We start from the raw sequence: 11,247 nt of genomic DNA on the forward strand, positions 1-11,247 counted from the left end.
CAAACAGCTTCTCACTCCACAAAACGCCTTCTTGCCTCTCGTGCGAATCGGTGTTGTGATGTTCGCCGCTGCCTTCCTGCCGCTGGTGGCCGAAGCCCAGGTTCTCGATACATTGGACACGACGACCGACTCAACGGACTATGAGATAGAAACCTACTTCGTCAGGGTGGACACCACCTCATTCTTCAAGCCCCACGACGATGAGGAGGCAGTCCAGATCCTTCTTACCCGCACAGGAAGAGGACAATGCAGGGTCGTTACGGTGGTACGCGCCATCGATCAACGCAGGGCGGAAACGCTCGCAGAGCGCTACCGCGGAGCGGTGATCAACACACGCCTCATTGTGCGGTGTGCGCCGACTCACTCTACCTCCACGCGAGGTCTTGGGCGCTCCTAATGCTGCCCACATCCGCGGTCGGAAATCGGAAACAGGCTCCTCCCCCAACGAAAAACACTGAGTCTTGGGCCAGGAGAGACAAGAAAACAAAGGGGCTGAGAAAAGGAGAACGACGGCTAATTGCCCAACCGTGAGCAGTCCTACCGACGGGAAACGACGGGCTCTGGCGGCGAGCGGCCCGAGCAAAACAAAAACCCACTCGGAGGACATCCGAGTGGGCTGAAGGGAAACCTCCGAGGCGGTGGGGGAGGGATTCGAACCCCCGGGACCCGTGAGGGCCCTCCGGTTTTCGAGACCGGTGCATTCAACCAGGCTCTGCCACCCCACCGCAAATGGTGATAGTGCCGTACATCGTTACGCGGGAGCACGTTCCCCCTGTCGTGCATAGAGCGCAGCTAAATCGCTGTGAACCATCCCCCCTGCTGAGGAACAGTCCCCAGCAATTCAGCGGCCGGCACCACAGTCACCCTGGATCCGCCTCCGGAGGGGTCCGAAGCGCCAGTCACCGACCTCTTCTGGGGGTGTGCTCATCCCCACCCTTTTGAAGAAGCACAGGCGGGCTGAAGCAACGCGGGAAGCGGAACGGACGCTATACCAGACAGTCACGGACGAGGGCCGGGACTTCATCTAGCACCGCGTCCAGCGCCTCAGGATCGCGCCCCCCGGCCGACGCCAGGGACGGTCGGCCGCCGCCGCCGCCACCGAGGCGGTCGCCCAATGTTCCTACGAGATCGCCGGCCCGCAACTGGCCCTGATCAAGAAGATCATCGGCCACCGTGGCGACCACGTACGCCTTCTCTCCCTCCTTCCCCACACTTCCGAGGACGCCAACGGCCCCTTCCCCCAGCTTGTCACGGAACTGCTGGCCCAGCTCTTGCAGGTCGTCCATGCTCGCTCGGTCAAGCCGCCCCGTAACGATCGTTACTCCATCCACGGTGGTTGCATTCTCCGCGATAAAGGTGTCCAGCTGGCTCGAGAGCTGGTCGCGGCGCAACTGGTCGAGCTCCTCGTCCAGCCGGTCGCGCTCTGCTTGCAGCTCCGCGATGGCCTCCGGAAGGGACGTGTGCAGCGACCGGAACTGCCGACGGGCACGCGACAACGTGTCCAGTTCAGATGCTACGTGCTCCAGTGCCGCCCCCCCGGCCACAGCCTCCACGCGGCGCACGCCCGAGGCCACGGAGCCCTCGGACAGAAACCGGAAGAGTCCGATCTCGCCCGTGGCGTCCACGTGGGTGCCTCCACACAACTCCATCGAGAAATCGGGATCGAAGGTGATGACCCGCACCCGGTCGCCGTACTGCTCGTCAAACAGGGCCGTCGCGCCACGGTCCATCGCTTCGTCGATCGGCACCTCGCGCGCCTCCTGCTTCGGAATGTTTTCTTGTATCACAGTGTTAATGCGTCGCTCCATGTCGCGGAGCGTATCTTCGTCGACCGCATCGAAGTGACTGAAGTCGAACCGAAGTCGATCCGGCGCCACGAGCGACCCTTTCTGCTGCACATGGTCCCCGAGCGTGTCGCGGAGCACCGCATGCATCAGGTGCGTGGCCGTGTGGTGGGTCTTGATGCGCTCCCGGCGCTGGACATCGACCTGGGCCTGAACCGCCCCCCCCATGTCATCGGGAAGATCTTTTACGGCGTGCGCAATCCGCTCGCCCTCGCGCTGCGTGTCGAGGACCCGCACCTGTTCTCCCCCGATGTGGAGCGTGCCGGTGTCTCCGACCTGCCCGCCCGCCTCTGCGTAGAAAGGGGTGCGGCTGAGCTCAACCTCATACTGTTGGCCGTCGTCGGTCTCCACCACCCGCACAGCCCGGATTTCAGCGTCGTCTACAGAATCCTGGTCGTACCCGACGAAGAAAGAGGCTTCGTTGCCCTCTGATACCGACTGCCAGGCGTGCACGTTACTCTGGTCAACCGCAAAGTCGGAGGCGGCCCGCGCGCGCTCCTGCTGTCGGTCCATGAGCTGCTCGTATCCTGTCATGTCGACCTCTAGACCGCGCTCACGGGCCATGAGCCGGGTAAGATCGATTGGGAATCCGTACGTGTCGTGGAGGAGAAACGCAATTTGTCCCGGCAGCGTCCCGCCACGAGCCGTGCGGGCGAAGTCGCGCAAGAGCTCATTCGAGTCGTCGGTGTCGACGTACGCTTTTTGCAGCAGGTCCAACGCCTGCGAATCCTGCTGGAGCTCGCCCACAAGCCGATCGCTCACGTCCCCATCCTTCTCCTGAAAGCTCGTCACGTACGGCGCCACACGCTCGAAAAACTCAATTCCGGTGCCCAGGGTCTCCAGGAAGCTCTCCTCTTCGGACCGGATCGCCTGCTCGATGAACGCTTGTTGCTCCGCAAGCCCGTCGAACTGCCCGCCCATTTTCTCGATCAGCGGATCGACGAGCCGATGCAGAAACGGCTCCTCCAGCTCCAGGGTCTGATAGCCGTAGCGCACGGCCCGACGCAGGATGCGGCGGATGACGTACCCCCGGCCCTCGTTGCTCGGCATCACGCCGTCGGAAATGGCGAAGGCGATGGCCCGGATGTGATCGGCCACCACGCGGAGGGCAATTCGGGCCTGATCGTGCGCCTCCTCGTCCTCCGTTCGCAAATCGTCGTAGCCCCGAATCTCGGTGCGCGGCGAGAGATCGGCCACGGCCTGCAGCAGCGGCGCGAAGAGATCCGTGTCGTACGTCGATTCCTCCCCCTGCAGCACGGCCACCATCCGCTCGAAGCCCATGCCCGTATCCACATGCTGGTCTTCCAGCGGCTCCAGACTGCCATCCGACTGCGCGTTGTACTGGATGAACACGAGGTTCCAGAGCTCCATCACCTGCGGATGGTCCGCGTTCACCAGCTCGCGTCCCGGCCTCTCGCGGCGCACCTCCGGCGGTCGCAGATCTACGTGGAGCTCCGAGCACGGGCCGCAGGGGCCGGTGTCCCCCATCATCCAGAAGTTCTCCTTCGACGGCTCGTAGAGAACCCGCTCTTCGGGCAGGGGCGTTTGCGAGAGCCACAGGTCGTATGCCTCCGCGTCGGCCGACAGCCCAAGGGCCTCATCCCCCTCGTGGACCGTCGCGTAGAGCCGGTCCGGCGCCAGGCCCCACCGTTCCACCAAGAGCTCCCATGCCCACTGAATCGCTTCGGCCTTGAAGTAATCCCCGAAGCTCCAATTGCCCAGCATCTCAAAGAAGGTGTGGTGGTAGGTGTCGTGCCCCACCTCTTCCAGGTCGTTGTGCTTGCCGGAGACGCGCAGGCACTTCTGTGTATCCACGGCTCGGGAGTAGGGACGCTGGCCGGTCCCCAAAAAGACATCCTTGAACTGATTCATGCCCGCGTTCGTGAAGAGCAGGGTGCCGTCCCCCTCCGGCACAAGGGAGGCGCTGGGGACCACCTCGTGGCCCTTCGCCTGAAAGAACTGCAAGAAGTCCTGCCGGATCTCTTCAGAGGAGCGAGACGGATCGGCGTCGGACTGGAGATGCGGGTTCATCGGATTCCAGGGAATTCAATTTCAGGTGAGGAGAACGGTCGTACAAGGTTCACAGGCATGCATTGATGCCCACTCACCTCATGTAAGGGGTTAAGAAGGTATTTTCGGACTGTCTACGTCCGCCCCAGCGCTGCGACTCCGCGGATCGCGCGGAACGGACCCCGGAGCGCCACGAACGCACTCCGACAGGTCCACTATGTACGGCTGACATTGTCGAGGATTCCGACCAGGGCCCCCGACTCTTAGAAGGCACAACTCCCCCTATCCGCTCGGGCGGGTCGGCGAGACGAATTGGTTCTCCGCTACGTACCAGCGCCACGCACGATCCACCGCCTTGGAGATGCCGATGCGTGAAGACTGAGCGACTCGTTCATCATCTACAGAGGCGCCGTTCGCAAAATACAGCGGGGGGCCCGTCAGGCGCGTCTTGTGAGCGTCGCTGTCAATTCCGAAGGCTTCGGCAAGCTTTCCCGGGCCGTTCGTCAAGTTTACCCTGCGCTCAACGCCCCGCTCCGCCCGCATGTCGTCGACGCCCTCTTCGGGCTCCACCGCCCGAATCAGGACAGCCCCGGCCGTGCCTTCCGGCTCCGTCACCACGTTGAGGAGCCAGTGAACCCCGTAGATGAGGTAGACGTACGCGGTGCCTGGCGCAGCAAACAGGTCTCGCCCGCGTCCCTGGCCGACCACCTCTCCAGTCTCTGAATCGCGCGCGAGGTGTGAGGCGTGACAGGCCGGGTCGTTCTCTGTATAGGCTTCCGTCTCCACGATCCGTCCCACAAGACGGGATCCCGTGGGCAGCTCGCGAACGAGACGCCCCCCTATCAGGTCCCGGGCGACGGACACAGTAGGCCGGTCGAAGAACGACGTGGACAGCGGCTCCATATCGGTGTGAACAGTTGGTAGGGTGGTCGGTAGGTCCAGGCGGCACAGATACTCGTGGAGCCTTTTCCCATTCGGTATTATGTCTCCCTCCTCTCCGGCAGCAACGGTCATGGACGCGGCCTTTGAGACCGATGGGCTCGAGGCGCTCATCCTCGACGTGCCCGAAGCGCACATTCGGCTCCAGCCCCACGACGAAGCCGATCGCGTTCAGGTCCAGGCCGCGGTGCCGGGGGTCGATCCCGACGTCGCCGAGGGACTGTCTGACCGGAAGCGGATTTCCACCCACCGATCGGGCGATCGTTTGCGCGTCTTTGGGCGTCGCCTCTCTGAAGGCACCGTGGACTGGCGCTGGCGCCACGACCGCCCAACGTCCATCTGCCTCGACGTATACCTTCCTGCCGGCATGAGGGTTGCCGCTCAGGCCGCGGGTGGCACGGTTGAAGCGTCTGACCTACCGGGCCCGCTCGACCTCACAGTCCCGGGCGGCTCCGTGCACGCGACCGGTCTGAGCGGGGCGCTCCAGGTGCAGGGCAGTGGTGGAGACGTCTCCATCCAGGACAGCACCGATCTCGCCCTCACCCTTGAGTGGGCAGCGGGCGCCATCACCCTCACACGCCTCCGCCAAAGCTCCATCACCCTTCGGGCACAGTCTTGTCCCACAACGGTCCGGGACCTGGGCGGGTCCACCGACCTCTCCGTTCACGGCGCGGCCCTCACCCTCCAACATGTGACCGGTTCCTGCGAGGCCCACGTCCGCGGCGCCCCTCTCACCTATCACGGAGCCCCGACCCAGGACACCACCCTCCACACGGTCGGCGGCCCCCTCCAAACACACCTTCCGCCCGATCACCCCGCAGCCCTCACCCTGACAGGCTCGCATGTGACCCTCGACGACGCCTTCTCGTTCGAAGGCACACGGACCGCCCGTCGTGTCGAGGGACAGCTCAACGGCGGCGGGGCGTCGTTCGAAGGCCGAGCCGTGCAGGGGACCGCACAGTGTCGCACACTGGCCGGGACATAGGTCCCCATGGTGCGCATTTCCTCAAGTCGTGCGCTCAATGGCCAAGGCCACCCCCCCGCCCGTGCCGTGACAGATGGAGGCCATGCCCCGCGTCCCGTCGTGTTGCCGAAGGGCATGGAGAAGCGTGACCGTAATCCGTGTCCCCGACGCACCGATCGGGTGACCGAGCGCAATCGCCCCGCCGTGCACGTTCAAGCGGTCATAGGACACGTCGAGCTCACGGTGAAAGAGGATGTTGTTGATCGCGAACGCCTCGTTGTTTTCGAACAGGTCGTAGTCGTCCAGCGTCGTGTCGGTCGCGTCGAGTACGTTGTGGACGGCCGGGATGGGAGCCTCCGGAAAGCGCCACGACTCGCGGGCCGACCATCCGCCCCGATGCACCTTCGCAAGGGGCGTGAGGCCATGGGCGTCCACCGCGTCGGCACTGGCAAGGAGCACCGCCGCGGCCCCGTCGGAAATCTGGCTGCTGTTGCCCGCCGTCAACACGCCGTCGTCCGCGAAGGCCGGGCCCAAATTCGCAAGCCCCTCCGCCGTCGTGTCCGGGCGGATGCCCTCGTCCGTCGCTAGCGTCTCGGGCCCGGAGCGCGTGTCGTACTCCACCGGGACAATTTCGTCGTCGAAGCGGCCTGCCTCCGTCGCCTCGGCGGCGCGCTGTTGCGAGGCGGCCGCAATCTCATCGAGGGCGTCCCGGTCGATGTCGTGCTCCGCGCAGAGCCGTTCGGTCTGCTCGCCCATGGCGTTGCCGGTCTCCGGATCACTGAGCCCGTCGCGGTGCATGATGTCCTGCAGCTGCTCCCCGCCGGGCGAAAACGTATAGCCCCACCGCGCGTCGGAGTCCAGGTAAAAGCCCGCGTCGGACATCGCCTCGGTGCCGCCGGCCAGGATGAGGTCGGCCTCCCCGGCCTTGATCATGGTCGCCCCGTTCATAATCGACATCATGCTGGAGGCACACACCATGTCTACGGCGTAGCCGTCGACGCTGTCGGGAATTCCTGCCTGGAGCGCGGCCTGACGCGGCACCAGTTGTCCCTGTCCGGCCCGAAGCACATTGCCGAAAATGTACAGATCGAGTCCGCCCCCGTCGACGTCGGCACGGTCGAGCGCCGCCCGCATGACCGGCGCGGCAAGGTCGACAGGAGAATGGGTTTTGAGGGCCCCGCCGAGGCGCCCAATCGGGGTTCGCACGGCCGCGGCAATGTAGACGTCACGCATGGCGAGAGAGGAGGTCTATGAGAGGGAGAAATGATAAGGGTCGCGAAGGCAGGCAGGTCAGTTGTCGTCACGGGCTTGAAGCTGTGCCCGCAATGCCTCCGGATCCGTGACGGGCGCCTCGCACTGAAAGTCCTGACACACGTACGCAGCGGCCTCACCATCGATCGGCGTCTGCGGCTCCACGAACGGGGCAAGGCCCGTGATGTCCGCGCTCCCAGGCGGGCGGTGGAGCGTGACCGTGGTCGGCGTGTAGCAGTTGTGGAGCACGCGAAGGAGAGCGTCGGTGTCGGCCGCTCCCCCCTCCCCCGCTACCACCACCTCCCGCGGCCGTCCCAGTGCCCAGTGCAGCCCCGAGAGCAGTGCCGTAAACCCGGTCGGTCGGCGCCGCGCGTTCGCCCCCGCCCATCGGCTCAGCGCCGCCGCACGCTCCTCAAACTCGGTGCGACCGGTGAAGCGGGCCAGGCGCAGCAGATTCATCAGCTGCACCGAATTGCCAGACGGCAGGGCGCCGTCGTTCGCCTCCTTCGGCCTCACGATGAGCGCCTCGCCGTCGTCCGGAGTCAGATAGAAGCCGCCCCCCTCCGAGTCCCAGAAGCGCTCCAGGGCCGTCTCCATGTGCCCGATCGCCGCCCGGAGCCACTCCGTGTCGAACGTCGTCTCGTAGAGCTCCAGGAGGCCCCAGGTCAGAAACGCGTAGTCGTCGAGCGTGGCCTGGATGCCGGCGTCCCCCTCCCGGTACCGGTGAAGCAGCCGCCCCTCCGTGTCGTGCATCGTGTCGAGCACGAAATGCCCCGTCTGGACGGCGGCCGTTTCGAAGGCGTCCTCATCGAAGACCCGAGCGGCCTTCGCGAGTGCCGCGACCATGAGGCCGTTCCAGTCCGTCAGCACCTTGTCGTCGAGCCCAGGACGAGGACGGTCCTCCCGCGCGTCGAGCAGGGTTTCGCGAGCGTCGTCGAGGCGATCGCGGAGCGTCTCCTCGTCCATCCCTCGCTGCTCGGCCGCCGCGGCGAGGGACTGCTCGCGGTGCAGCACATTCTTGCCGGTCCGCTCCCCGGAGCGCTCCTCCTGATAGTTGCCTTCCGGAGCCATGTTGTAGACCTCAATCACGAGGTCCGCGAGGGCAGGCTCCAAGTGCTCGCGAATGTCCTCGATCGACCAGACGTAAAACGCCCCTTCTTCCATCTCCCCCTCTTCATTCAGGCTATCGGCGTCCTCGGCGGAGAAGAACCCGCCGTTTGGCGCCCGAAGGTCGCGGAGCACGTACGTGAGCACCTCGCGCGCCGTTCGTTCGTACCGGTCGGTGCCGGTCGCCTGGTACGCCTCCGTGTAGGCCAGGACGTGCATGGCCTGGTCGTACAGCATCTTCTCAAAATGGGGAAGCTTCCACCGCTGGTCGGTCGAGTACCGGTGCACGCCGTACCCCACCTGGTCGAAGAGCCCGCCCCATCGCATCCGGTCCAGCGTCGTGGTCACCATGTCGAGCGCCCGCTGCTCCCCGGTCCGGTGCCAGTGGCGCAGCAGAAAGAGCAGGTTGTGCGGGGCCGGAAACTTCGGGGCCGACCCAAAGCCGCCGTGGGTCCGGTCGAACTGCTGGGCGAGCTGCCGCGCCGCCTCGTCGAGGAGGCTCGGGCCGGGCGCATCCCCGCCCGTCTGGTCCTCCCCGATGCGCTGGAGCCGGTCGGTGACCTGCTCAGCGTCGTCGAGAAGCTTTGCCCGGTCGTCGCTGTTCCAGAGCTGCTTGACCCGCGGCAGGAGGTCCATGAGACCCGTCTGCTGAAAGCGCCCTTCTTTCGGCAGGTACGTCGCCGCGAAAAAGGGCTTCCGATCCGGGGTGAGGAGCACGGTCAGCGGCCATCCACCCTGCCCCCGCATCATCTGGCAGACGTCCATGTAGATGCTGTCGACGTCCGGCCGCTCTTCGCGGTCCACCTTGATCGGCACGAAGCCGTCGTTGAGCAGCGTGGCCACGTCGTCGTCCTCGAAGGATTCCCGCTCCATGACGTGGCACCAGTGGCAGGTCGAATAGCCAATTGACAAGAAGATCGGCTTGTCCTCATCATGGGCCTTCGAAAATGCTTTTTCGCCCCACGGGTGCCAGTCCACCGGGTTGTCTTTGTGCTGGCGCAGGTACGGGCTCTGCTCGTCGGCGAGGCGGTTGGGCATAGCGTCGGTGGTTCGTGGACCTGTGCGTGAGAATACGCTATTCAGACTCGAACACTACAAGATCTGCCCGAAGTGGACGGCATTGAGGAAGAGGCCGTTGGTGCCGTACCAGAAGGCCCGGAAGTTGGGGTTGTCCATAAAGAGGATCACCTGGCCCCCGCCCACCTCGTGCGCCTCGATGGACGCGGCCCCACGGGCCTGCTCCGTCTGCTCGTCGGAGAGGTAGCCGCTGAGGCGCGGCGTGTCGTCGTAGGTGCCCACGCTCGCCCCCGGCTCGTCGCTCGGGTCGTAAAACCCAGTCCCGACGCGGAAGACGGGCACGCTCTCGCCGTAGCCGTAGGCAACCGGGTGGGTGGGATCGAGGTTTGTTTCGAAGATGGAGCCCCCAATGCCTTGCGCCCCATAGGCATTGTCCAGGTCCGCATACGACTGGTCCTGAACCAGCGAGTCCACGTCCAGCTCACGCTCGTCCAGGTCCACCATGCCCTGCTCGATGGGCCACTCCACGGCGTCCTCTACGCCGATGAGCGTGCCGCCGTTCTGGACCCAACTCTCCACCTTCTCTGTCGGCAGGTCGTCAAAGCTGCCCCCGGCCAACACCATGGTATTGTAGCGGTCGAGGTCCGCGTACTGCACGTCGGACAGGTCGACCAGAGAGACCGGCACGTTCATGCGCTCGCTGAGGAGGTGCCACACCTCCCCTGCGTTGTAGGCGCTCGTGCCGCTGTACCGCGAGCCGCCGCCCGTTCCCGTAATGATCGCCACCTCCGGGGGCTCCAGAATGGCGGAATTCCGACTGCCCAGGTCCGGCCCTCGGGGCGTCATGCCCTGATCCACGGCGTAGACGTCCACGTAGTCGTCCGCAGCGATCCGCTGCACCACCTGGTGGATGCTGTCGGCGGCTACCCCGCGCTGCTCTACCTGCACGACAATGGCCCCCCGGTCAAACGACTGAGACGACCCGTTGACGCGCGCCGTGAACGGGGCGGTCATCACGCGGGGGCGAATGTCGTTGTTGTGGAGCCGCTGCACGGCCCGCGGAGCGTAGTACTTGCCCCAGGGCAGGACGTAGGTGTACTCGGAGCGCCCCCCCACGACCTCGCCGCTTTCGTACCCCGGGTCTTGAAGCCGTTGCCCCTGTGCCGGCGCGTCGGAGACGGCCGCGTGATCGACGCCGAAGGCCAACGGCAGGCTCCAGGTCGACACGTCGTAGAAGATCGAGTCGGGATACGTAGAGGTGCGCTCCATGGCCGCCTTCACGAACCGGCCCTGCGGCTGGTCGAGCGGGACCATGTAGGCCTCCCCGGGGCGGAACGTCTGCCCGTCGACCCGGACCTGCTCGCCGAGGTCAAACATGCGCACCTCGTGGCGGTCGAGCACCTTCGCCAGGGCGCGGGCCCGGGTGGGCTGTGCCGACCGGTCGACCACGTACGCTTCCGTTTCGGTGTCCTGGAGCGCTTCGTTCCGGTTGGCAAAGAAGTCGCGCTGGTACTCCAGCAGGTCCGTCCGCAGTTCCACCGCGGCCCGCATCGTCGACAGCGACGTCATGAACTGGTTGCGCACCGTAAAGGGGTAGGTCAGCTCCCCTTTGCTCGTCTCTTGCAGCAGTGCCCGCGAGGAGGCCTGCTCGAAGAGAATGCCGATCGACCCGTTGATGTCGGGGTACGTCGATCCCTTGCCGTAGTAGAAGTCGTCGAACGTCTCGCGGGTGTAGTAGAGGGAGCCGATCTGGTCGAGGTACTCGCCGTGGCGCTCCGCGATGCGGCCGGTCAGCTCCTGATTCAGCTGCGGGGTGTTGGGGTTCGTGCGGCTCTGCACGCCCGGCTGGAAGAAGTAGGTCGCCTCCGCGCCCATCTCGTGGAAGTCCGTAAGCACCTGCGGCTTCCAGTTGTGGAAGTAGTCGAGTCGTCCCTGCGAGGCCGGATGCTGGCCGGGCAGCCAGTCCCGGTTCAGGTCAAACCAGTAGTGGTTGGTGCGCCCCCCCGGCCAGGGCTGGTTGTGCTCGCGGTCCTGCGGGTCGGCCGTGGGCGTGCCGCCGCGGTTGCCGTTCACCCAGTCCACGAAGCGGTCACGCCCGTCGGGGTTGAACATCGG

General features: G+C 65.4%; 6 protein-coding genes, 1 tRNA gene and 1 pseudogene. 2 read left to right on the top strand and 6 right to left on the bottom strand.

Going from position 1 to position 11,247, the window contains the following annotated elements; genetic code table 11:
* Window positions 1–397, top strand: a pseudogene (locus tag V5A20_RS10690) (hypothetical protein); the annotation flags it as partial.
* 239 nt (window positions 398–636) lie between these two features.
* On the opposite strand, the gene V5A20_RS10695 reads toward V5A20_RS10690, so the two are convergent.
* The 3 genes from V5A20_RS10695 to V5A20_RS10705 form a co-directional block, all read right to left on the bottom strand.
* Window positions 637–725 (bottom strand) — tRNA-Ser (locus V5A20_RS10695).
* Between the two features lie 261 nt (window positions 726–986).
* Window positions 987–3,875, bottom strand: a complete 2,889-nt coding sequence (gene alaS / locus V5A20_RS10700) for an alanine--tRNA ligase (RefSeq protein ID WP_442978397.1) — start codon at window positions 3,873–3,875, stop codon at window positions 987–989.
* Between the two features lie 261 nt (window positions 3,876–4,136).
* Window positions 4,137–4,757 (bottom strand): DNA-3-methyladenine glycosylase, encoded by a 621-nt coding sequence (locus tag V5A20_RS10705; RefSeq protein WP_332316351.1) that lies wholly within the window; start codon window positions 4,755–4,757, stop codon window positions 4,137–4,139.
* Window positions 4,758–4,836: 79 nt separating this feature from the next.
* On the opposite strand from V5A20_RS10705, the gene V5A20_RS10710 reads away from it, so the two are divergent.
* Window positions 4,837–5,778 carry a hypothetical protein gene (locus tag V5A20_RS10710; RefSeq protein ID WP_332327308.1) on the top strand — a complete coding sequence of 314 codons (942 nt, stop codon included), beginning with the start codon at window positions 4,837–4,839 and terminating at the stop codon, window positions 5,776–5,778.
* 21 nt (window positions 5,779–5,799) lie between these two features.
* On the opposite strand, the gene V5A20_RS10715 is transcribed toward V5A20_RS10710, so the two are convergent.
* From V5A20_RS10715 to V5A20_RS10725, 3 genes are all read right to left on the bottom strand, one after another.
* Window positions 5,800–6,990: a thiolase family protein gene (locus V5A20_RS10715; protein WP_332327309.1), complete on the bottom strand. Its 1,191-nt coding sequence runs from the start codon at window positions 6,988–6,990 to the stop codon at window positions 5,800–5,802.
* Window positions 6,991–7,047: 57 nt separating this feature from the next.
* Entirely contained in the window at window positions 7,048–9,153 is a 2,106-nt protein-coding gene (locus V5A20_RS10720; protein ID WP_332327310.1) for a thioredoxin domain-containing protein, read from the bottom strand.
* Window positions 9,154–9,207: 54 nt separating this feature from the next.
* Window positions 9,208–11,247 (bottom strand): peptidase M14 (locus V5A20_RS10725; protein WP_332327311.1); only part of this gene is annotated, 2,040 nt, incomplete at its 5' end.

Origin of the sequence: Salinibacter sp., assembly GCF_036626415.1 — a bacterium.
In the GTDB taxonomy this organism is placed as follows: Bacteria; Bacteroidota; Rhodothermia; order Rhodothermales; family Salinibacteraceae; genus Salinibacter.

What these genes read in the sequence shown, in the direction of transcription:
- alaS (WP_442978397.1), bottom strand. Translation starts at nt 3,875, where the DNA reads ATGAACCCGCATCTCCAGTCCGACGCCGATCCGTCTCGCTCCTCTGAA.
- V5A20_RS10705 (WP_332316351.1), bottom strand. Translation starts at nt 4,757, where the DNA reads ATGGAGCCGCTGTCCACGTCGTTCTTCGACCGGCCTACTGTGTCCGTC.
- V5A20_RS10710 (WP_332327308.1), top strand. Translation starts at nt 4,837, where the DNA reads ATGTCTCCCTCCTCTCCGGCAGCAACGGTCATGGACGCGGCCTTTGAG.
- V5A20_RS10715 (WP_332327309.1), bottom strand. Translation starts at nt 6,990, where the DNA reads ATGCGTGACGTCTACATTGCCGCGGCCGTGCGAACCCCGATTGGGCGC.
- V5A20_RS10720 (WP_332327310.1), bottom strand. Translation starts at nt 9,153, where the DNA reads ATGCCCAACCGCCTCGCCGACGAGCAGAGCCCGTACCTGCGCCAGCAC.